Annotated in this window: 22 protein-coding genes and 1 other annotated feature; of the genes, 5 read left to right on the top strand and 17 right to left on the bottom strand. The window is 49.5% G+C overall.

The annotated features are described in order from the left end of the window. The first annotated feature begins 73 nt into the window (after positions 1 to 73). Positions 74 to 304: a hypothetical protein gene (locus tag ACESZP_RS04150; protein ID WP_499708113.1), complete on the top strand. Its 231-nt coding sequence runs from the start codon at positions 74 to 76 to the stop codon at positions 302 to 304. Here ACESZP_RS04150 and ACESZP_RS04145 read toward each other — a convergent pair. The 12 genes from ACESZP_RS04145 to rpmG form a co-directional block, all read right to left on the bottom strand. Next, positions 241 to 1,593: a putative bifunctional diguanylate cyclase/phosphodiesterase gene (locus tag ACESZP_RS04145; RefSeq protein ID WP_499708112.1), complete on the bottom strand. Its 1,353-nt coding sequence runs from the start codon at positions 1,591 to 1,593 to the stop codon at positions 241 to 243. The two genes, ACESZP_RS04150 and ACESZP_RS04145, sit on opposite strands and share 64 nt — an antisense overlap. A 1-nt stretch (position 1,594) precedes the next feature. Continuing rightward, positions 1,595 to 2,293: a GGDEF domain-containing protein gene (locus tag ACESZP_RS04140; RefSeq protein WP_499708111.1), complete on the bottom strand. Its 699-nt coding sequence runs from the start codon at positions 2,291 to 2,293 to the stop codon at positions 1,595 to 1,597. Positions 2,294 to 2,321: 28 nt separating this feature from the next. After that, complete coding sequence (locus ACESZP_RS04135) at positions 2,322 to 2,534, bottom strand: FeoA domain-containing protein (RefSeq protein ID WP_178039735.1); 213 nt, start codon at positions 2,532 to 2,534, stop codon at positions 2,322 to 2,324. Positions 2,535 to 2,686: 152 nt separating this feature from the next. Then, positions 2,687 to 6,367 (bottom strand): DNA-directed RNA polymerase subunit beta', encoded by a 3,681-nt coding sequence (gene rpoC, locus ACESZP_RS04130; RefSeq protein WP_499708110.1) that lies wholly within the window; start codon positions 6,365 to 6,367, stop codon positions 2,687 to 2,689. A 17-nt stretch (positions 6,368 to 6,384) separates the two neighbouring features. After that, complete coding sequence (gene rpoB, locus ACESZP_RS04125) at positions 6,385 to 10,311, bottom strand: DNA-directed RNA polymerase subunit beta (protein ID WP_349164712.1); 3,927 nt, start codon at positions 10,309 to 10,311, stop codon at positions 6,385 to 6,387. A 300-nt stretch (positions 10,312 to 10,611) separates the two neighbouring features. Next, positions 10,612 to 10,986, bottom strand: coding sequence for a 50S ribosomal protein L7/L12 (gene rplL / locus ACESZP_RS04120; RefSeq protein ID WP_178039321.1), 375 nt, complete (start codon positions 10,984 to 10,986; stop codon positions 10,612 to 10,614). 158 nt (positions 10,987 to 11,144) lie between these two features. Next, entirely contained in the window at positions 11,145 to 11,636 is a 492-nt protein-coding gene (rplJ, locus tag ACESZP_RS04115) for a 50S ribosomal protein L10 (protein ID WP_178039322.1), read from the bottom strand. A 71-nt stretch (positions 11,637 to 11,707) separates the two neighbouring features. Next, positions 11,708 to 11,848, bottom strand: a sequence feature (ribosomal protein L10 leader region). A 44-nt stretch (positions 11,849 to 11,892) separates the two neighbouring features. Further along, the gene (rplA, locus tag ACESZP_RS04110) at positions 11,893 to 12,585 is read right to left on the bottom strand and encodes a 50S ribosomal protein L1 (RefSeq protein ID WP_178039323.1); all 693 of its coding nucleotides are present in this window, start codon (positions 12,583 to 12,585) and stop codon (positions 11,893 to 11,895) included. A 78-nt stretch (positions 12,586 to 12,663) separates the two neighbouring features. Further along, positions 12,664 to 13,089: a 50S ribosomal protein L11 gene (gene rplK / locus ACESZP_RS04105; RefSeq protein ID WP_178039324.1), complete on the bottom strand. Its 426-nt coding sequence runs from the start codon at positions 13,087 to 13,089 to the stop codon at positions 12,664 to 12,666. Between the two features lie 92 nt (positions 13,090 to 13,181). Next, on the bottom strand, positions 13,182 to 13,697 hold the full coding sequence (gene nusG / locus ACESZP_RS04100) for a transcription termination/antitermination protein NusG (RefSeq protein WP_178039325.1): 516 nt from the start codon (positions 13,695 to 13,697) through the stop codon (positions 13,182 to 13,184). Between the two features lie 10 nt (positions 13,698 to 13,707). After that, positions 13,708 to 13,929, bottom strand: coding sequence for a preprotein translocase subunit SecE (gene secE / locus ACESZP_RS04095; protein ID WP_178039326.1), 222 nt, complete (start codon positions 13,927 to 13,929; stop codon positions 13,708 to 13,710). Positions 13,930 to 13,953: 24 nt separating this feature from the next. Beyond that, positions 13,954 to 14,103 carry a 50S ribosomal protein L33 gene (gene rpmG / locus ACESZP_RS04090; RefSeq protein WP_158361839.1) on the bottom strand — a complete coding sequence of 50 codons (150 nt, stop codon included), beginning with the start codon at positions 14,101 to 14,103 and terminating at the stop codon, positions 13,954 to 13,956. Between the two features lie 309 nt (positions 14,104 to 14,412). On the opposite strand from rpmG, the gene ACESZP_RS04085 reads away from it, so the two are divergent. After that, a complete protein-coding gene (locus tag ACESZP_RS04085) occupies positions 14,413 to 14,799 on the top strand; it encodes an iron dependent repressor, metal binding and dimerization domain protein (RefSeq protein ID WP_178039327.1) in 387 nt (128 codons plus the stop codon). A gap of 92 nt (positions 14,800 to 14,891) precedes the next feature. Here ACESZP_RS04085 and ACESZP_RS04080 read toward each other — a convergent pair whose 3' ends face one another. Beyond that, positions 14,892 to 16,124, bottom strand: coding sequence for a DUF2130 domain-containing protein (locus ACESZP_RS04080; RefSeq protein WP_499708109.1), 1,233 nt, complete (start codon positions 16,122 to 16,124; stop codon positions 14,892 to 14,894). A 147-nt stretch (positions 16,125 to 16,271) separates the two neighbouring features. Further along, positions 16,272 to 17,087 (bottom strand): ATP-dependent sacrificial sulfur transferase LarE, encoded by an 816-nt coding sequence (gene larE, locus ACESZP_RS04075; RefSeq protein ID WP_499708108.1) that lies wholly within the window; start codon positions 17,085 to 17,087, stop codon positions 16,272 to 16,274. A 340-nt stretch (positions 17,088 to 17,427) separates the two neighbouring features. Between larE and ACESZP_RS04070 the strand changes: the two genes are divergently transcribed. Continuing rightward, positions 17,428 to 17,634 (top strand): cold-shock protein, encoded by a 207-nt coding sequence (locus tag ACESZP_RS04070; protein ID WP_178039330.1) that lies wholly within the window; start codon positions 17,428 to 17,430, stop codon positions 17,632 to 17,634. Between the two features lie 92 nt (positions 17,635 to 17,726). On the opposite strand, the gene ACESZP_RS04065 is transcribed toward ACESZP_RS04070, so the two are convergent. Both ACESZP_RS04065 and ACESZP_RS04060 read right to left on the bottom strand, forming a co-directional pair. Next, complete coding sequence (locus ACESZP_RS04065; protein WP_499708107.1) at positions 17,727 to 18,494, bottom strand: sigma-70 domain-containing protein; 768 nt, start codon at positions 18,492 to 18,494, stop codon at positions 17,727 to 17,729. After that, the gene (locus ACESZP_RS04060) at positions 18,495 to 18,893 is read right to left on the bottom strand and encodes a DUF3783 domain-containing protein (RefSeq protein WP_440320699.1); all 399 of its coding nucleotides are present in this window, start codon (positions 18,891 to 18,893) and stop codon (positions 18,495 to 18,497) included. It lies immediately after the preceding gene. 140 nt (positions 18,894 to 19,033) lie between these two features. Here ACESZP_RS04060 and ACESZP_RS04055 point away from each other — a divergent pair, with 140 nt between their 5' ends. Both ACESZP_RS04055 and ACESZP_RS04050 read left to right on the top strand, forming a co-directional pair. Further along, entirely contained in the window at positions 19,034 to 20,356 is a 1,323-nt protein-coding gene (locus ACESZP_RS04055; RefSeq protein ID WP_499708106.1) for a sodium-dependent transporter, read from the top strand. A 38-nt stretch (positions 20,357 to 20,394) separates the two neighbouring features. Next, positions 20,395 to 20,799: a zinc ribbon domain-containing protein gene (locus ACESZP_RS04050; RefSeq protein WP_499708105.1), complete on the top strand. Its 405-nt coding sequence runs from the start codon at positions 20,395 to 20,397 to the stop codon at positions 20,797 to 20,799. Between the two features lie 51 nt (positions 20,800 to 20,850). Here the strand turns inward: ACESZP_RS04050 and ACESZP_RS04045 are convergent, their stop codons facing one another. Next, positions 20,851 to 22,524, bottom strand: coding sequence for a recombinase family protein (locus tag ACESZP_RS04045; RefSeq protein ID WP_499708104.1), 1,674 nt, complete (start codon positions 22,522 to 22,524; stop codon positions 20,851 to 20,853). Positions 22,525 to 22,536 lie beyond the last annotated feature (12 nt).

Raw genomic sequence — 22,536 nt, 5'->3', positions numbered from 1 at the left:
AAAGACTTTACCCAAAGATGCCGGAAACCTAACAAACACCTCCTATACTTGCAGGTATAGAGAGGTGTTTATTATGAAAACAAAAGCAATTCTTCAAAAAATCATGTATCTGATTATTTTCGCAGGAATTATGACAGCAAATGCGTCCTCCATCCTGTTTGGCGTAGACGTAAGCAATCCGGTATTTATGGCGGGTATCCTGAGCGCCGTCATCGGCGTGACCGGTGAGCTCTATGTGGCTCATCCTTCCCTGTGCAGATACCGTCTTTCAAACGTCTCCACATCCACCGGCTTTGAGAAATAATATCCCTGAAAGGTGTCGCAGCCCATATGGGTCAGGTCATGCACCTGCTCTCGGGTTTCCACGCCTTCGGTAATGACCGGCATTCCCAGTTCCTTGGCCATCCGCACCACGGAGTTGAGAATGATCCGGCCTTTTTCATGGTTTTCACTCTCCCGCAGAAAGCCCATGTCGATTTTCAATGTATCCACATTGATATCCTTCAGCGTATTCAGAGAAGAATAACCGCTTCCAAAATCATCGATTTCCACGATAAACCCGGCCGCCTGCAGCCGCTCCAGATCGGAGCGCAGATTCGGTACATCCGACATGATTGCCGTTTCCGTTATCTCGATATTCAAGTGCTCCGGCACAATCTCATATTTCCCCACCAGATTCATAAAGGTATTATAGATATCCACATAATAAAAATCCCGCGGGGAGATATTGACGGAAATGTTTAGCTCGACGCCGTCCTGTTTCCATTTGCTCAGCTTCTTTGCCGCCTGCTCCCAGATATAAAGATCCAGACGGTATATCAGACCCGTTTTCTCATAGACCGGAATAAATTCCATGGGTGGAATCACCTGGCCATCCGGCCGAATCCGCCGCACCAGGGCCTCCGCGCCGTGGAGTTTTCCGGAGCCGGCCATGATCTGGGGCTGCAGATACATCTGAAATTCGCCATTTTCCAATGCCACGTCAAATTCGTCTATGACAGCCTTGCTTTTGACCGCATTTTCCATCATAGAATCATCATAATAGGCGACGAAGCGCTCCAGATCGCCTTTGATGGACTGAATCGCCAGAGAAGCCTTGTCGCACATGGACGCCAGCGGTTCATGGAAATGCTCTGCCTTATAGATGCCAAAATACACCTGAACCTGATAGGCCGGATTATCCAGCACCTTCTGCATTTCCCGGCGGCATTCCTCCAGATATTCCTCACGAAAATGAGCCTGCTCCACAATGACGACGAAATGATCCTCGCCGCTCCGCCCGTAGATATCTCCCTCCCTTACGAACCTCTTGATCAGCTCTGCCTGCCGCCGCAGGATTTCATTGCCCTTTTCCCGGCCAAACACTTCATTGATCAGCTTAAAACCACCGATGTCTGAGTAAATCACGTAGCGAGGCCAGTCGCTTTTATTGAGCAACTCTGCCTTCTGTACCAAATGCTCCCAATTACAAATGCCGGTCAGCTCATCATGACCCATGCGATGCCGTCTCTTCCTGTCCTGCCGAATGATAAGATGCTGTAAGATGCCCACTGCCAGCAGGAGTACTGTGATTAGTAATAATAATGCCTTCAATTTATCTGCTTCCCATTCCCAGTTTTTCTTTCACGATCTGCTTATTCTGATACATCTGACTGTCTGCCCGCCGGGTCAGCTCCTCCATCAGATAGTAATGATCGCTGGTGCTGATTTCATAACCTCTTGCATAGGAAATAGCAATATCATGCTTCTGATTGTATTCCGCTATCGTCGCGTCCATCCAGTCCAGAATGTGATGTACCTCCACCGCATTGGTCTGCTCCAGTATCACCGCAAACTCATCGCCGCCTATCCGGTAAGCGTTGATTCGCTCGTTCTGCACCTTCGACAGAATTGCTGAAAATGCCTCAATATAGTGATCGCCCATCTCATGGCCCAAAGTATCATTAACCGTCTTCAGATTGTTCAGATCAAACATGATTACACCGATAGAGAAGGTATCCCGTCCCTCGTTGATGCGAATGATACGATCCTGATAGGCCAGTTTATTCTTGATCCCCGTCACATCTGTAAATACCATATTGCCCACATCTGAACTGATCCGGGAGCTGGCAAAATAGATGGACAGTGTGATAATCTCCAGCACCAGCGCCAGACAGCTCAGGGTCCGCGGCCAGATACCGGATTCGCCCCACAGTACGTACGAAGTCATATAGATCTGAATGGCAATCAGAATACACATAATTACGCACATAGTCATTAGTAAAATTCTGGAATATCGTTTGTTTGTCGTCATATATCTCACCTGCTTTATCTGTTCTCCTCTAAATCACCAGAATCCGCTTGGCATATTCGCAGCCGATTCCGATGCGCGTTCCCTTCACAGACACCAGGAAGTTTCCGTCTATCACCGACAGAATGGTGATTTCAGAGCCCGGCACAAAGCCCAGACTCTCCAGCCTGCGTGCCTCCCGCTCATTTCCTGCGATGCGAAGAATGGTATATTTTTTATTCTTATCTGCTAAGTTTAATGGCATAGGCTACCTTCCGATTTTTCTCATTCTAGTTAGTAGTTTCTAACCAAGATAAAATTATAGCACATCTTTTCCTTCTGTCAAGGAAGAAGACATAAAAAAACTGCTGTCCCACACTTTCGTGAAACAGCAGTTTTCTATTATTTCTTCGTAATTTATACCTCAACCGGCTCCTCGGTCTCCTCTGCCTCTACAGCAGCCTCATCCTCAGCTCCGTCCTCAGTCAGTTCCAGACTTTCATCCAGATCGATGTCCTCGTCGAAGTCCAGCTCAGCCTCTTCGTCCATATCGGTATCCAGTTTTACATTCTGATAACGCTTCATACCGGTTCCGGCAGGAATCAGCTTACCGATCAGTACATTCTCCTTCAGACCGATCAGCGGGTCAACCTTACCCTTGATAGCAGCCTCGGTCAGAACCTTGGTGGTCTCCTGGAAGGATGCAGCGGACAGGAAGGAGTTGGTAGCCAGAGATGCCTTGGTGATACCAAGCATAATCTGCTTTCCTTCTGCGGGCTGCTTGCCCTCTGCGAGCAGACGCTCGTTGGCGTCCTCGAACTCCAGAATATCTACCAGAGTACCCGGCAGGAAATCGGAATCTCCGTTGTCCTCGATACGAATCTTCTTCAGCATCTGGTGTACCAGCATCTCGATATGCTTGTCGGCAATTTCTACACCCTGCAGACGATATACACGCTGAACCTCGCGGATCATGTAATCCTGTACGGCACGTACGCCTTTGATCTTCAGGATATCGTGGGGGTTCACGCTACCTTCCGTCAGCTCGTCGCCGGCCTCCAGTACCTGGCCGTCCTGTACCTTGATACGGGAGCCGTAGGGAATCAGGTATACCTTGGACTCGCCGTCCTCGCCTGTCACCTGAATCTCGCGCTTCTTCTTGGTATCCAGAATGGTAACGGTTCCGGCAATCTCCGTGATGATTGCAAGTCCCTTCGGCTTTCTGGCCTCAAAAAGCTCCTCGACACGGGGAAGACCCTGTGTGATATCTCCACCTGCGACACCGCCGCTGTGGAAGGTTCTCATGGTCAGCTGTGTACCCGGCTCACCGATAGACTGAGCAGCGATGATACCAACTGCCTCACCTACCTGTACAGCTTCGCCGGTTGCCATGTTCGCGCCGTAGCACTTCGCGCACACACCGATGTGTGATTTACAGGTCAGAATGGTACGGATCTTCAGGCTGTCAATGGGGTTGCCGTCCTTATCCACGCCATTTTTCATAATAGCGGCTGCACGTCTCGGGGTAATCATATGATTTGCCTTAACGAGTACGTTGCCGTCCTTGTCGTATACCGTCTCGCACGCAAAACGTCCGGTAATACGATCCTGCAGGCTCTCGATCTCTTCCTTGCCGTCCATAAAGGCCTTTACTACCATGCCCGGGATTTCACCCTTGCCCTCGCAGCAGTCAACCTCACGGACAATCAAATCCTGAGATACGTCTACCATTCGACGGGTCAGGTAACCGGAGTCCGCGGTACGCAGAGCGGTATCGGACATACCCTTTCGAGCTCCATGCGCTGACATGAAGTACTCCAGAACGTCCAGACCCTCACGGAAGTTAGACTTGATAGGAAGCTCGATGGTGTGACCGGTGGTATCCGCCATCAGTCCACGCATACCGGCCAGCTGTTTGATCTGCTTATCGGAACCACGGGCTCCGGAGTCAGCCATCATGTAGATGTTGTTGTAACGATCCAGACCGTCCAGCAGTGCCTTGGTCAGGATAGCGTCGGTGTCCTTCCAGGTTTCAACAACTTCCTTATAACGCTCTTCCTCGGTAATCAAACCACGTTTGTAGTTACGTGTAATCTTATCTACGGTATCCTGTGCCTTCTTGATCAGCTCCGGCTTCTCAGGCGGCACGGTCATATCGGAAATGGATACGGTCATAGCCGCACGGGTGGAATACTTGTATCCCATCGCCTTGATATCGTCCAGTACCTCTGCGGTTCTGGTGGCTCCGTGGGTATTGATAACCTTCTCCAGAATCTGCTTCAGACCCTTCTTGCCTACGTGGAAATCAACCTCCAGTACCAGCTCATTGCCCGGAACAGTACGATCTACAAAGCCCAGATCCTGCGGTAGAATCTCGTTGAAGAGGAAACGGCCCAGCGTGGACTCTACGATACCGGTCATCTCGGTTCCGTCAGCCAGGGTTCTGGTTACGCGGACCTTGATTCTGGACTGCAGACGGATGACTTTATTCTCATAAGCCAGGATGGCTTCGTTCAGGTTCTTGAAGAACTTGCCTTCGCCTTCGCTTCCCGGACGCTCCTGGGTCAGGTAATAGATACCAAGGACCATATCCTGGGACGGTACGGCTACGGGACCGCCGTCAGACGGCTTCAGCAGGTTGTTCGGGGAGAGCAGCAGGAAACGGCACTCCGCCTGCGCCTCTACGGACAGGGGAAGGTGCACTGCCATCTGGTCTCCGTCGAAGTCCGCGTTGAACGCGGTACAAACCAGCGGATGCAGCTTGATAGCCTTACCTTCTACCAGAATCGGCTCGAAGGCCTGGATACCAAGACGATGCAGGGTAGGAGCACGGTTCAGCATAACCGGATGCTCTTTGATGACGTCTTCCAGTACATCCCATACCTCCGGCTGTACCTGACGCTCTACCATTTTCTTAGCGCTCTTGATATTATGCGCGGTACCGTTCTGTACCAGTTCCTTCATAACGAAGGGTTTGAACAGTTCGATGGCCATCTCCTTCGGAAGACCGCACTGATAAATCTTCAGCTCCGGACCTACGACGATAACGGAACGTCCGGAATAGTCAACACGCTTACCCAGCAGGTTCTGACGGAAACGTCCGGACTTACCTTTCAGCATGTCAGACAGAGACTTCAGGGCTCTGTTGCCCGGGCCGGTGACAGGACGGCCACGACGTCCGTTATCGATCAAGGCGTCTACAGCCTCCTGCAGCATACGCTTCTCGTTGCGGACGATAATATCCGGCGCACCTAACTCAAGAAGGCGGGTCAGTCGGTTATTTCTGTTGATAATTCTGCGGTACAGGTCGTTCAGGTCAGAGGTAGCGAAACGTCCACCATCCAGCTGTACCATGGGTCGCAGATCGGGCGGAATAACCGGAACCGCATCCAGAATCATCCACTCCGGCTTATTACCGGACTCGCGGAAGGCCTCTACGACCTCCAGACGCTTGATGATACGGGCACGCTTCTGTCCGCTGGCATCCTTCAGGCCTGCCTTCAGTTCCACAGACTCCTTTTCCAGATCGATGGCCTGCAGAAGCTCCTTTACGGACTCTGCGCCCATACCTACGCGAAAGCGGCTGCCATACTTCTCGCGCATATCCTGGTACTCCTTCTCAGACAATACCTGCTTGTACTGCAGCTCGGTATCGCCTGCGTCCAGTACGATGTAGGACGCAAAGTACAGAACCTTCTCCAATGTACGCGGAGACAGGTCAAGGATCAGTCCCATACGGCTGGGAATGCCCTTGAAGTACCAGATATGAGACACCGGAGCGGCCAGCTCGATGTGGCCCATACGCTCACGGCGGACGTTAGACTTTGTAACCTCTACTCCACAACGGTCGCAGACTACGCCTTTATAGCGAATCTTTTTGTACTTTCCGCAGTGGCACTCCCAGTCCTTGCTGGGTCCGAAGATTCGTTCACAGAATAAGCCGTCTTTTTCCGGTTTCAGGGTTCTGTAATTGATGGTTTCAGGCTTTTTAACCTCGCCTCTGGACCACTCCCGGATCTTCTCCGGGGACGCAAGTCCGATACGAATCGCGTCAAATGTCATCGGCTGGTATACAGCCTGATTCGTTGTTTCTGGCATGAATGGCACTCCCTTCCTTATTCTTCTTCAAAATCTCCGTCGAAATCAGAGAAATCCTCATCTGAATCGTCCGGCTCCTCCTCGATATCAACCAGTTCTCCGTCCTCGGCAAACTCCTGCTTGCTGAAGCCGTAATCGCCATAGGAATCCTCATCATCCTTGAAGCGGCGGTCTCCCTCGATGATGGAGCGGATATCGGTGCTGTCACCGTACTCGCTGGTCTCCATGATCTCGACCTCTGTATTGTCATCCCGCAGTACGCGAACATCCAGTCCCAGAGACTGAAGCTCTTTCAAAAGTACCTTGAATGACTCGGGAATACCCGGCTTCGGAATATTGTCGCCCTTGATAATGGCCTCGTAGGTCTTCACACGTCCGATAACGTCGTCAGACTTCATGGTCAGAATCTCCTGCAGGGTGTAAGATGCGCCATAGGCCTCCAGAGCCCACACCTCCATCTCTCCGAAACGCTGTCCACCGAACTGTGCCTTACCACCCAGCGGCTGCTGAGTAACCAGGGAGTACGGTCCTGTGGAACGGGCATGAATCTTATCGTCTACCAGGTGATGCAGCTTCAGGTAATGCATGTGACCGATGGTTACAGCGCCGTCAAAGTACTCGCCTGTACGTCCGTCACGCAGCCGCACCTTACCGTCTCTGGAAATGGGAACACCCTTCCAGAGCTTTCTATGCTCACGGTTCTCATCCAGGTACTGTGTTACCTCCGGATGCAGTTCCTCGCCGTGAATGCCGAGGAAGGTCTCACCACTCCACGGTCTTCCGTCTGCTGTGGTCTCCTCGCCTCTTTCCTTCCATTCAGCCGCCTCTGCGTCGTCAAACGGAAGGTTTACATAATCATTTGCCAGATCCAGTGTATCCATGATATCGCTCTCGTTCGCGCCGGAGAATACCGGTGTGGATACATTGAAGCCAAGGGCCTTGGCAGCCAGGCTTAAGTGAATCTCCAGGACCTGTCCGATATTCATACGGGACGGTACGCCCAGGGGGTTCAGAACGATATCCAGCGGACGTCCGTTCGGCAGGAACGGCATATCCTCTACCGGAAGTACACGGGAAACGACACCCTTATTACCGTGACGGCCTGCCATCTTATCTCCTACGGAGATCTTACGCTTCTGAGCAATGTAGATACGAACGGACTGATTTACACCCGGAGACAGCTCGTCGCCGTTCTCTCTGGTAAATACCTTCGCGTCTACGACGATACCATACTCGCCGTGGGGTACCTTCAGGGAGGTATCACGCACCTCGCGGGCCTTCTCACCGAAGATGGCGCGCAGCAGTCTCTCCTCTGCGGTCAGCTCAGTTTCTCCCTTGGGTGTAACCTTACCTACCAGAATATCGCCTGCGCGAACCTCAGCGCCGATACGGATAATTCCGCGCTCGTCCAGATCCTTCAGCGCGTCATCGCCCACGCCCGGAACGTCTCTTGTGATCTCTTCCGGTCCCAGCTTGGTATCACGGGCCTCTGCCTCATATTCCTCGATATGAATAGAGGTGTATACATCATCCTCTACCAGACGCTCGCTAAGAAGTACGGCGTCCTCGTAGTTGTAACCTTCCCAGGTCATGAATCCGATCAGCGGATTCTTACCGAGAGCCAGCTCTCCGCCGGAGGTGGAAGGACCATCCGCAATTACGTCGCCCTTCTTTACCTTGTCGCCTTTGAATACAACCGGTCTCTGGTTGTAGCAGTTGCTCTGGTTGCTTCGGGAGAACTTGGTCAGACGGTATACATCCTTGGTTCCATCGTCACACTTGATGGTGATCTCATTGGATACGGAGCGCTCTACCACACCGTCATGCTTTGCTACCACACACACACCGGAGTCGACTGCGGTCTTAACTTCAATGCCCGTTCCGACTACCGGAGCCTCTGTGGTCAGAAGCGGTACGGCCTGACGCTGCATGTTGGAGCCCATCAGCGCACGGTTCGCGTCATCGTTCTGCAGGAACGGAATCAACGCCGTAGCTACGGAGAATACCATTCGCGGAGACACGTCCATATAATCGAACATGGAGCGCTCGTACTCCTGGGTCTCCTCACGGTAACGACCGGATACATTCTTATGAATGAAGTGTCCCTCTTCGTCCAGCGGCTCATTTGCCTGTGCTACATGATAGTTATCCTCTTCGTCTGCGGTCATGTAGACTACTTCGTCTGTGACACGCGGATTCTTCGGATCTGCTTTATCAATCTTACGGTACGGAGTCTCAATAAATCCATACTCGTTAATTCTTGCATAGGATGCCAGAGAGTTGATCAGACCGATGTTCGGTCCCTCAGGGGTCTCGATGGGGCACATTCTTCCGTAATGGGAGTAATGTACGTCTCGAACCTCGAATCCTGCACGATCTCTGGACAGACCGCCCGGTCCCAGTGCGGACAGACGACGCTTATGTGTCAGCTCGCCCAGCGGATTGTTCTGGTCCATGAACTGTGACAGCTGGGAAGATCCGAAGAACTCCTTCACTGCTGCAGTGACCGGCTTAATGTTGATCAGGGACTGCGGTGTAATATTGTCCTGATCCTGTGTGGTCATACGCTCGCGTACGGTACGCTCCATTCTGGAGAGACCGATGCGGTACTGGTTCTGAAGCAGCTCACCTACCGCACGGATACGACGATTTCCCAGATGGTCGATATCGTCCTCATTACCGATGCCGTACTCCAGATGCAGGTTATAGTTAATGGAAGCAATAATGTCTTCCTTGGTAATATGCTTCGGAATCAGATCGTGGATCTCGCGCTTAACTGCTTCCTTGATATCCTCGATGCTTTCATTTTCTTCCAGTATCTTTTTCAGAGCCGGATAATATACTAATTCTGTAACACCCAGTTCTTCCGGATCCACGTCCACATAGTGGCGCAGGTCTACCATCATACTGGAAATGACACGTACGTCGCGCTCCTCGGTCTGAATCATGACGAACGGTACTGCCGCGTTCTGAATCTCGTCTGCCAGCTCGCGGGTTACCTCGGTACCGGCCTCAGCCAGGATCTCTCCAGTCTGTGTATCTACCACATCTTCCGCCAGTACATGACCTGTGATGCGGTTACGAAGCAGAAGCTTCTTATTAAACTTATAACGTCCAACCTTGGCCAGATCGTATCTTCTCGGATCGAAGAACATGCTCATAATCAGACTCTCTGCGCTGTCTACCGCCAGCGGCTCGCCCGGACGAATCTTCTTATACAGCTCCAACAGACCCTCCTGGTAGCTTTCTGCGGTATCCTTGGCCAGAGTTGCCAGGATCTTCGGCTCCTCGCCGAACAGATCGATAATCTCCGGGTTTGTTCCATAACCCAGCGCACGAACCAGAACGGTTACCGGAACCTTTCTGGTTCGGTCTACACGTACATAAAATACATCGTTGGAATCTGTCTCATACTCCAGCCATGCACCACGGTTCGGGATAACGGTACAGGAGTAAAGGCCTTTTCCTAATTTATCATGATCAATCGCATAGTAAATTCCAGGGGAACGTACGAGCTGGCTGACGATAACACGTTCTGCGCCGTTGATCACGAATGTACCTGTCTCCGTCATCAGCGGCAGGTCACCCATGAAAATCTCGTGTTCATTGATTTCATCTGTCTCTTTATTATAAAGACGTACTTTTACCTTCAGGGGAGCTGCGTATGTCGCATCTCTTTCCTTGCATTCTTCGATGGTATATTTCAGCTCATCCTCACCGGTACAGAGCGTGAAGTCTACAAAATCCAGACTCAGATGTCCGCTGTAATCGGCGATGGGAGAGATGTCATCGAACACTTCTCGAAGACCTTCCCGAAGGAACCAATCATAGGAATCCTTCTGGACCTCAATGAGGTTCGGCATCTCCAGGACTTCTTTCTGCCTGGAATAGCTCATTCTGAAGTTCTTACCGGTTGCGACCGGACGTATTCTGTTCTTTTCCATTGACGTTCACCCCTTATTTAATATGGAAGTTAGCTACTATTTTCGTCATTTTGCACAAAAACGCAAAATGAATTCAGAGCCTAGCTCACCACAATAGTGCATCCTACATGATACCATAAAGAGGTATAGGTGTCAAGCTTTTTTTGTATGTTTTGGAGATTTTTTTCGAAAATGATTTTGAATAGATTTATGGATTTTGGTCAATATTTTTGTTGATATTTTTTACCGGCAATCCTGACCGTACAAGATTAAAATAAGCCGGGCGGATTACTCCACCCGGCTCTATAAGTCTTCATAAACTTATTTCAGAGTTACAGTAGCTCCCTGCTCCTCAAGCTTAGCCTTCAGCTCATCAGCCTCTGCCTTGGAAACGCCCTCTTTCAGTACCTTCGGTGCGCCGTCTACCAGGTCCTTAGCTTCCTTCAGACCCAGACCAGTTACCTCACGAACAACCTTGATAACCTTAACCTTGGAATCTCCAGCGCTTGTCAGCTCTACGTCGAAGGAATCCTTCTCCTCAGCTGCTGCTGCGCCGTCGCCAGCTGCTGCTACAACAACACCTGCTGCTGCAGATACACCAAACTCTTCCTCACAAGCCTTTACCAGCTCGTTCAGCTCTAATACGGATAACTCTTTGATAGCGTCGATAAACTCAGCGGTAGTTAACTTTGCCATTTTATTTTCCTCCTGATTTTTCATTTTAAAATTCGTTTTTTGTTAGTGGAATCACCATGGTCACTAAATTCGCGCTGTGCCTTCGGCTTGCGCTCATTAAGTGTCCAAGTGGGCGTTCGTACTAAATTCGTGCTACGCACTCATTAAGTACTCACAGCCTATGCCTCCGCCTTGGACTCTGCGATCTGATTCAGAACGCGAGCAAAGTTTGTAATCGGAGACTGGATGCTGCCAAGCAGCTTGCCAAGAAGCTCTTCTCTTGACGGAACCTTTGCGATCTCAGCCATGCCTGCTGCGTCGTAGTATGTTCCCTCTACGATACCGCCCTTGATCTCAAGAGCCGGTGCCTCTTTGCCGAACTTAGCAAGGATACGTGCCGGAGCAGTTGCATCTGTCTTGGAGATAGCAATTGCGTTCGGGCCCTCCAGCTGCGGAGCAAGGCTCTCACAATCTGTTCCCTTGAATGCGAAGTTCATCATCGTATTCTTGTAAACCTTGTAGATAACTCCGTTATCTCTGAGCTCTTTACGAAGTCTTGTATCCTGCTCTACGGTCAGACCGCAGTACTGAACAAGAACAACGGACTGAGCACCTTCGATATTTGCAGAAATTTCTTCTACAACCGGTTTCTTCAGCTCGATTTTTGCCATGAGTGGTGTACCTCCTTATTAGTCTATGTGTTCACCAACCCGATATACGAAGGAATCGATTTTTGTCGAATTCCTGATACAAAAAACCTCTCTGCCGGGAAGACAGAGAGGTTTCGAAAAATCATTCAAAGTGAATGCATATCGTCCTCGGCAGGCGTGTTCAACTTATGCCTTGCGGCACCTGCTGTCTTCGGGTCGTGTTACATGCTATGAAAGCATAGCATATCTTTTTATGAATGTCAACCAATTTTTTTGATTAACCAAGCTTTGCTGTGTTCAGTCTTACGCCCGGTCCCATGGTCGGAGCGATGGTTACGCTCTTCAGGTACTGGCCCTTTACAGCTGCCGGCTTAACCTTATTGATTGCATCGATCAGCGTCTGGAAGTTGTCCGCTAACTGCTCCTCTGTGAAGGAAGCCTTTCCAATCGGCACGTGGATAATGTTAGTTTTGTCCAGTCGATACTCAATCTTACCAGCTTTGATTTCCTGGATTGCCTTGGTAACGTCCATAGTTACAGTTCCGGCCTTCGGGTTCGGCATCAGACCCTTGGGTCCAAGTACACGTCCCAGACGTCCTACAACGCCCATCATGTCCGGGGTAGCTACAACTACGTCGAAATCAAGCCATCCTTCGTTCTGGATCTTCGGAATCAGTTCCTCTGCTCCAACGAAATCTGCACCTGCTGCCTGTGCCTCGTCAGCCTTTGCGTTCTTTGCGAATACCAGCACACGTGCAGTCTTACCGGTTCCGTGCGGAAGTACAACAGCGCCACGGATCTGCTGATCTGCATGACGTCCGTCACAACCTGTACGGATGTGAGCCTCGATGGTCTCATCAAATTTTGCGGTAGCAAGCTTCTTTACGATAGCTACTGCCTCATCTCTATCATACTGAGTCTGTTTGTCGTAGAGCTTAGAAGCCTCAACATACTTCTTTCCATGTTTCATATTAAATAACCTCCTGGTGGTAATTGCGGGATTCAGGGTTTTCCCTCCCACGTACAACATTTGCTATAACAGTTTCGATTAGTCCTCAACAACGATGCCCATGCTGCGAGCGGTTCCTGCGATCATGCTCATCGCGGAATCAACGTTTGCTGCGTTCAGGTCCGGCATCTTAAGCTCAGCGATCTTCTGAAGCTCAGCCTTGCTGATGGTAGCAACCTTAGTCTTGTTCGGAACACCGGAACCGGACTGAATCTTGCATGCCTTCTTCAGCAGAACTGCTGCAGGCGGAGTCTTTGTGATGAAGCTGAAAGATCTGTCTGCGTAAACTGTGATAACAACCGGAATAATCATTCCGTCCTGATCTGCGGTTCTAGCATTGAACTGCTTTGTGAACTCTACGATGTTCACGCCGTGCTGTCCGAGAGCCGGACCTACAGGCGGAGCCGGTGTTGCCTTTCCAGCAGGAATCTGCAATTTAATATAACCTGTTACTTTCTTTGCCATTTTAGGCACCTCCTTGTGGTAATTGCGGGCATTTGGGTTTCTCCCTCCCACATGCTTCTACATTTGATAGTTTCGTGTTCTGATGTAATACCTTACATCTTTTTGATTTCTGAGAAGCTGATCTCGACCGGCGTTTCTCTGCCGAACAGATCCACGTTGATGGTTACGCACTGCTTACCCTGGTTGATATCCTGGATAACTCCTACCGTGTCGGCCCATACGCCGCCTGTAACCGTAACGGTATCGCCTTCCTTGAAATCTACTACGACATTTTCAGACTGGATTCCGAGCGGCCGCATTTCCTCTTCTGTCAGAGGTACCGGTTTTGATCCCGGTCCGACAAAGCCGGTCACACCACGGGTATTGCGCACAACGTACCAGGTGTCGTCATTCATCACCATGTTAATCAGAACATAGCCCGGAAACATCTTCTTTTGAACCTGTTTTCTGGCACCGTTCTTCATCTCAACTACGTCCTGCAGCGGAACTCTCACTTCGAGAATCTGCTCCTCCAGGTGTCTGTTTTCAATTGTTTTCTCAATGTTGGCCTTAACCTTGTTCTCGTATCCGGAATAGGTATGAACTACATACCAGTTTGCCTCTGCCATTTTCTCACTCCTATAAACTAATCAGCATATCGATTCCATAAGACAGGATAATATCCAGAAGCTTAATTACAACTCCCAAGACAATCGATGTAAGCACTACGGCTACGGTCTGTCTTATCACGGTCTTTCTGTCCGGCCATACAATCTTGTTGTACTCGGCTTTCAGACCCTTGAACCAGCTTTTCTTCGGTTTATTGGTGCTCTTAGTGGCCTTTTCTGCTGCTTCGCTCATCGTCCCACTATCCTTTCCTGCATCTTATTTTGTTTCTTTGTGCAGTGTGTGCTTTCTGCAGAATCTGCAGTACTTGTTGGTCTCCATCCGATCCGGATGATTCTTTTTCTCTTTTGTCATGTTGTAGTTACGCTGTTTGCACTCCGTACATGCCAATGTGATCTTTACGCGCACGACTTCCACCTCCGCTTATTTTTTGCTTGCTGAACAGCCTCGATACGCATGCCGGCATATCTAAACTGTCGTTTTTTAGGCATAAAAAAAAAGCCTACTTCCATTCGCCCTGATATCATATCATGCCAACCCTAAGCATGTCAAGCATTTTCTTTGGAAATACGCTGGGAAAACCATCTGATAAATCCTATCTTTTACATTCCGATTAAATACTTGCCTTTCCTTCGGCAAAATGTTAAACTTTAAATATTATAAATACGTGAATTTCAGGAAATAGTTCCTGAATATGGAGAAGGAGATTACTACTATATGAATTATCAGCGGCATAAATCCGAGGAATCGGTAGAGGATTATCTGGAGACAATCCTTATCTTAAGCAGGCAGAAAGCCCAGGTGCGTTCCATCGACGTGGCCAATGAGCTCGGCTATTCCAAGCCCAGCGTCAGCGTAGCCATGAAGAATCTGCGCCAGAAGAACTATGTAAATGTTTCCGAGGAGGGCTATCTTTCCCTGACCGGGGAAGGCCTGAAGCTGGCAACTACTGTGTATGAGCGCCATTCTGTCATTTCCAACTGGCTCATCAGCCTGGGTGTATCCCAGGATGTGGCTGTGGAAGACGCCTGCCGGATGGAGCACGATATCAGCGAGGAGAGCTTCGCGGCGATTAAGAAGTATCTGCAGGATACGGAGAATTAATCTTATATAGAAGGAATTTCCAAGAAAACAAAACCGCTTCACGGGTCTGGTTACCCGGGGAGCGGTTTTTTATGTTATGTCAACCAGTCGAATTATTCTGTTTCTTCCTTTTTTAATTCATCGAACATGGCCTTCACCGAAGGCGCATTTTTCGTCAGTCGCTTGATACTCAGGTCCTCGGCCTTATTATTGGCCAGGCGCAGGTTATTTTCAGAGGAAAGCAGGGCGTCCTTCGTCTTCTGCAAATGAGTAATCGTCTTGTCAATCTCATCGATAGCCGTCTTGAACCTCTCGCTGGCGATACGGTAATTGCGTGCGAAGCCCTCCTTGAAGGTATTCATATTTTCCTCGAACCGCAGAATGTCCACCTGCTGGTGACGGGCCAGCTCCAGCTCCCGGCGGTACTGAAGGGAATTCAGCGCCGCGTTTCGAAGCAGCGTAATCATGGGAATAAAAAACTGAGGGCGGATTACATACATTTTCTCATAACGGTAGGATACGTCCACGATACCGTTGTTATAGAGTTCGTTGTCAATCTCCAGCAGGGAAACCAGCACGGCGTACTCGCACTTTTTCTCCCGGCGATCCTTGTCAAGCTCCTTTAAGAAATCCTCATTCCTGTGCTTGGTGGCCGTCTCATCCATCTCATTTTTCATCTCGAACATGATGGAAATGAATTCCACACCGTCCGCGGCTTCCCGGAAGATAAAGTCGCCCTTGCTGCCGGTGCGGGCGTCGTTGTCCTTTTCAAAATAAGCATTCGGGAACGCGGTCATACGCAGGGCGTTAAACTGATTCAGACAGTGCTGCTCCAGGCTTTCGCCGATCATTTTCGTGGACTGGCGAGCCTTGAAATCCTTGTAGTATTCAATCTGCTCGTCCTTCATTTTCAGCTTTTCCTCGTACTGCTTCTGAAGGGCCTGCTCCTTCAGCTCATTTTCCGTGGCTTTGTTGGCAAGCTGGCTTTTCAGAGCGGTGATCTCGGTGGTTTTCTCCGAAAGCTCCCTGTCTTTTTCGCTTACGACCTCAGCTACAGCCAGCTTTTTCTCGGTCTCCGTACCGGAGATCTGAGCCCGCAGCTCGGCGATGAGACGGTCCAGCTTCTGAATCTCTGTCTCTTTCTTCGCTAAAGCAGCGTCGTATTCCTGCTTCTGTTCCAGCTTCAGGAGGCGCAACTCGCTCTCCTGCTTTCCGGCCAGCTCCTCCTCCCGACGGCGCAGTTCTTTATCGAATTCTTTGTCCCGGACCTGCTGCATGATTTGAGCATAGCCGGATTCATCCACCACGAAGACCTCGCCGCAGCTGGGGCATTTGATTTCCTGCATGTTCCTGTTTCTCCTTTATTTAAAATCTTATCTCTATTTCCTCTTTTGTATGTTCCCATTTTAACACAGATACTTCCGGCCTTCCAGCTTTATAAGCAGCAAAATTTAAGGGCATGGCTCACACTGCCATGCCCATCTTATGTAAACTTACTTTTTCAGCGCATCATTCATACTTCCCATCCGGTATCCGGCCAGATCCATGGTCACGTACAGGAATCCGTACTCCTTCAGCTTCGCCACCACATCGGCGCGAACCTTCTCTTCCATCAGCTTGTCGAACTGCTCCGGCAGCACCTCGATGCGGGCCAGATTGTCGTGAATACGGACGCGCACCTGACGGAAACCGTAATCCAGAAGCAGCTGCTCGGCCTTCTCTACCATGGCAAGCTTTTCTTTGGTAATGCTTTCGCCGTACACGAAACGGGACGCCAGACAGGCGAAGGACGGCTTATCCCAGGTGGGTAAATCCATATCTTTGGAAAGCTCGCGAATCTCTGCCTTCGTAAGCTCCGCTTTTCGCAGCGGGCTCTTGATATCCAGCTCGGCGATGGCCTGGAGTCCCGGGCGGTAGTCGCCATTGTCGTCCATATTAGAACCCTCTGCCACGTATGCAATACCGTTGTCTGCCGCCAGCTGCTTCATTTTCTCAAACAGCTCATGCTTGCACAGATAGCAGCGATTGGGCGGATTCTTGGAAAATCCGTCTATCTCAAGCTCCTCGGATTCGCAGATAATGTGGCGGATACCCTCTTTTTCGCAAAATGTCTTGGCCTCTGTCAGCTCTCTTTTCGGAAAGGAGCAGGACTGCGCCGTCACGGCAATGGCCTTGTCGCCCAGCACCTCATGGGCTGCCTTCAATAAGAATGTGGAATCTACGCCGCCGGAAAAGGCCACGACCACACTTCCCAGCTCCCGCAGATAAGCCTTCAAATTTTCCAGTTTCTGTTCTGCTGTATTCTGCATGCTTTTACCCCCTGCATTTATCATCAATTTCATACCTCCACAGCCGTTTTCCGGACTGCAGTATTTTTATAAGCATACTATAGAATCCTCTTTTTTTCAATACTTAGTTTTTTAGTAGGAAATGCATGTTTCTTATGTGATTATACCAAATAATTCTTGACTTTCCGCCATTTTCAGGATATAATATCTACGTTCAAATGTATTTTCGAAGAGGATTGATTCACATGTTTTTGTAAGTCATCGTTCACTTTGATGCTTTACAAAAACATGTGATTTTTTGTTTTCGGACAGCATGGGAACATACATTATATTTTCTATATTTATTAGGAGGCTTCATTTTATGAACAAGGGTACTGTTAAGTGGTTCAACGGAACAAAGGGATACGGCTTCATCACCAACTCTGAGACAGGCGAGGATGTATTCGTACATTTCACCGGCATCGTTGCTGATGGCTTCAAGACTCTGGAGGAAGGCCAGTCCGTTACTTTCGATGTAACCGAGGGTAATCGTGGACCGCAGGCTACCAACGTTGTCGTTGTAGCTTAAGCTGTTTCGATACAAAAGAAAAGACATCTTTCGGATCTAAAAACGGGCATTCCATCAGGGATGCCCATTTTTTGTCGCATAATATTTGATGATTATTTCTGCTCTTCTGTGCTTTCACCGTCGCCGGTTCCCTCTCCTGCCAGCTTCAACAGATCCTCGATCTCTTCCACAGGCATGTCCATAAACGCAGACAGTTCTTCCACAGAGACCTGACGCTCCAGCTCGCCGGACAGCTCTTTGATACCGTCGCTGAGCTCATTTAAACGATCCGCAATCAGCTCGCCTGCGGATTTCTCCGTCTGCTGATCCTCCAGCGCTTCGCTGACTGCTTTTTCGATCTCTTCTTTCAGATAATCCAGAGCGGATACGCCCTCTTCCCGGAGTCCGAGAGTCTCCAGTGCCAGCATCAGACCGATATTGCCTTCCTGAATCAGGTCGCCGATGAGAAGTCCCCGGCCCGCGTAATGCTTTGCAGTCTCCACTACCCTCGGAAGCAGCTGTTCGGTGAGACGTGCCTTTGCGTCATTGTCTCCGCTCTCCTCCACTTCCCGGCAGAGCTCCAGTAATGCCTCTTCTTCCACTGTCTTCAGGTAACTCAAATCCTCCTCGTACTGAGTCAAAAAGGTCTGTTCCTCCTCAGAAAGCTCCGGCGTGCCCTCCTTTTGGTCCGCCGCAGGCACATAGCCCTCCACGGTAATCATTTTGGACGCCAGATAAGCAAATACCAGGTCATACTGCTCCTCGGTCAGATCCATATCCTTCAAAAACGTCTTTACTGCGTCGGTACTGAGACGGTTGTTATTGATTTTTGCCAGCTCGCCCAGATCCTCCAGACGCTTCTGAAATGCTTCTTTTTCCATTTATTTACTCTCCTTTTGTCCGGTCATCATTTCATGCTCTTTCCGGATTTCCTGATAAAGCTCATACAGGGGCCAGTCCGCATTGTGTTCTGTCACCATAGCCTTCATGGGAATCGGCGGCACCTTGGCCTTTCTAAGACCTCCAAGCAGCTCCTGCAGCCGACGCTGTCCAAAGCCATGCAGCACCAGAAGCTTTTCCGGAATCACCGGCGCATCCGTGGCTTTCTCCTGCTCCTCATATCCGGGCAGCCCGGCCAGCGCCCCCACCTTTTCGGCTGTCTGTTCCGGCGTGATGTTGCGAATCCGGATGCCCATGCGCACCAGTACGCCCTTTAAGAGCCGATCCGCGTCGGATTTCTCCGGTGTATAATAAAGCACAAGTTCTTTTGCGATTGCCATTGCGTTCTCCTTCTATAAAAAATCGTATTTCTATTGTAGCATGACGGGAAATGTCCTGCAAGTCCACCCGGAAAGAAGCTTCCCTGTTTTTCCAATTCATGTTATACTGGTTTTATCATTTATGAATGGGAGAAGTGTTCATGAAAAAACGGGAATCCTTTAACAGCCAGTGGGGCTTTATTCTGGCCTGCATCGGCTCTGCAGTGGGAATGGGCAATATCTGGATGTTTCCGACCAGAGTATCCTTATATGGGGGCGGTTCTTTTCTGATCCCCTATTTTATTTTCGTCATTTTAATCGGTTCCACCGGCGTCATCGGGGAAATGTGTCTGGGACGGGGTACCCGCTCCGGACCCATCGATGCCTTCGGCATGGCCTGTGAGACAAAAGGAAAGCGGAAAATCGGCGAGACCCTTGGCTGGATTCCGGTTCTGGGCGCATTCGCTATGGCCATCGGCTATACCGTTGTCATGGGCTGGATTTTAAAATACATGGTTGGTACATTTACCGGGGCGACCCTGGCTGCCGGCGATATCGACGGTTTTGCTGCAAGCTTTGGCAGCATGGCCTCTGCCTGGGGCAATAACTTCTGGCAGATTCTGGCTCTCCTGATCTGCATGGCCATCCTGATGTTCGGCGTGGGAAGCGGTATCGAAAAGGCCAACAAGGTTATGATGCCGATCTTTTTCTTGCTGTTCATCGTACTGGGCGTTTATGTGTCCTTTCAGCCGGGTTCCTCGGCAGGTTATCAGTATATTTTCCGCGTAGACCCAAAGGCACTGGCCAGCCCGACCACTTGGATTTTCGCCCTGGGGCAGGCATTTTTCTCCCTGTCCGTGGCCGGAAACGGTACGCTGATCTATGGATCGTATTTTTCGGATGAAGAGGATATTCCTGCTTCTGCCGGCCGGGTAGCTTTTTTTGATACCATGGCTGCCATGCTGGCTGCACTGGTCATTATCCCGGCTATGGCAACCACCGGCGCACAGCTCAACCAGGGCGGTCCGGGGCTTTTATTCATTTTCCTGCCCCATCTTATCCGTTCCATGCCGGGCGGCTGGCTCATCGCGATTATTTTCTTCACCGCGGTATTTCTGGCCGGCATGACCTCGCTGATGAATCTCTACGAAGCCCCCATTGCCACAGTGCAGGAAAAGACCGGATTTTCCCGAATTCCGTCCTGCTGCATCATCGCCGGCATCGGCGCCGTGGTATCCCTGCTCATCCAGGGTATCGTCTCCAACTGGATGGACCTGCTGTCCATCTACATCTGCCCCCTGGGCGCAGGCCTGGCCGGAATCATGCTGTTCTGGGTGTTCGGAAAGCAGTATGTGGAAGATGAAGTCAATAAGGGTCGAAAGCACCCCTTTGCCAAATGGTTTTATCCGATCTGCAAATATCTCTATGTACCGATTTGTTTTCTGGTGCTGATCCTGGGAATCGTGCTGGGCGGAATTGGATGATTATTTTTCAAAACTACTATGGAAGGACAAAATAAACCATGTTTTTTATCTGTGGAATCAACCAGGAACAGAAAGATCTGGGAAGCTTCGGACCCTATATCTGCGGGGCCTGCGGAAGCTATGGGCGGTATCAGGTTTACATAACCTATATGTGTCTGAGCCTGTTTTTCATTCCGATTTTTAAATGGAGTAAAAAGTACTACGTACAGACCACCTGCTGCCAGAGTCTGTATGAGCTGGATCCGGAGATCGGAAAACGGATTCAGCGTGGGGAACCCGCAGATATCCGCCCGGAGGACGTGACCCTGATCCAGCGTGGAACCAACGGCTATCGCGGCTGGCAGAATCCACCATGCCGTCACGTCTGCCCGGCCTGCGGGTATGAGACAGAGGAAGATTTCGCGTACTGCCCCAAGTGCGGGACGCGGATGGAAGATCGATAAAACAGCGAACGGGATAGCGCACCCCTTATGAAGTGTCCTATCCCGTCTTTTTTATTTTCTGCGGACCAGAAGCCCTACATTCTCAACGGTATTCCCTTTGTCCCACAAAAGCTCCGTAACTTCCCCGCCATCCTTGAACACCGGAAAATTCAGGCCAATCCGCTTTAGCGGATATTCAGACTCGTCATTTCTGTAAATTTCAATTTCCTTAATCAAGGCTGTGACCACATTTCTCTTTTCTTCGTCATTTATTATATTATAAACGCAGTCGAAATTCACCATGATTTTGTAAATATTCTCAAGCGTAATTGCCTGCTGCTTAATTGCATCTCGCCGAAGTCTGGCATCTTCGATTTTTTCCTCCAGCTCAACAATGACATCATATAGGGAATCTAACCGCAAGGTCATATCATGGAGCTTTCGTTCCCGGTATTTTGCATCAGCAGGGAGACTGTCAATTTCCCGTTCCAATCTTGTTTTATTCAGATCAACTTCCTTCAGCTTTGCCTGATAGCCTTCCAGTTCTTTATCCACTGCTTTCGTGTCAATCTGAACGCCAATCCGTTCTTTAATGGCCTGGGCATATTCCTCATTCCTTACGATCTCACGAATTGCCTCAATGACCATCGGTTCAATATCGGTCTTTTTCAGCATTGCCTTATATTCACAATGCTTACCCCTGACCATTCTATTCCGACTACATACATAATAGTAAATTTCTTTGTAAGTGCCATCTTTATTTGTCCATGCGTGTTTATTCGTATACATGGGACTTCCACAAACCGGGCATTTCAGCAGACCTGATAACAAATGAACTCGATCCCGCCCAATTTTTGACGGTTGCTTTACTCCGGTTCTAAGACGCTTGGCATGAGCCTTTTCCCATACCTCCTCACTAACGATTCCTTTATGCTGTCCCTCTGTCAGAATGTAATCGTCATTTCTTTTCATCTGGTAATCGTTTTTTGTGCCTTTGACTTTTTCCTTCGTTCTCCGTCCATAGGCAATTTTACCGCAATAAACCGGATTATCCAATATCAGTTTAATGAAATGTCCTGTCCAATCCTCTAATGTGCCATTCTGCCTCGGAATTTTCCGTATACCTTGTAAATTCAACTGATTCGCGATACCACCCAAACCAATTTCCGATGAAGTATATAATTCAAAAATCTTCCGTATTGCCACAGCCTCTGTTTCTTCAATCATCAGCTTGTTATCTTCCAGTGTATATCCGTAGGGAGCAAAGCCACCATTCCATCCACCCTGCCGTGCCTTTTCGCGCCGCCCGTTCATCGTCTGCTCGATAATATTCTCACGCTCAATCTCAGCTACAGCAGATAGTACAGAAATCAAAAGTTTTCCGCTTGTCTGAGAGGAATCAATCCCTTCTTCTATACAAATCAGATTTACACCATAAGATTGAACCAACTCCAAAGAGTTAAGTATATCTGCTGCATTACGGCCAAACCGTGACAGCTTATACACTAAAATATAGTCAATGTCCAAGCCATCCTCAATATCTCTGAGCATTTTTTGAAAGGCAGGCCGTCCCTCAATGGATTTACCGGATTTACCGGCATCTTCATAAGTATCAACAACGATCATTTCCTCACGATCCGCAAATCGTGTCAGCATATTTTTTTGACCTTCCAGGCTGTATCCGTCCACTTGCATCTCTGTGCTGACCCTCGGATACAAAACACAGCGTTTTCCATATCGGTTCATAATTCATACCTC

This window comes from Candidatus Dorea massiliensis AP6, from assembly GCF_964245105.1.
GTDB lineage: Bacteria > Bacillota > Clostridia > Lachnospirales > Lachnospiraceae > Laedolimicola > Laedolimicola intestinihominis.
This window is presented reverse-complemented; position numbering and strand designations above follow the sequence as displayed.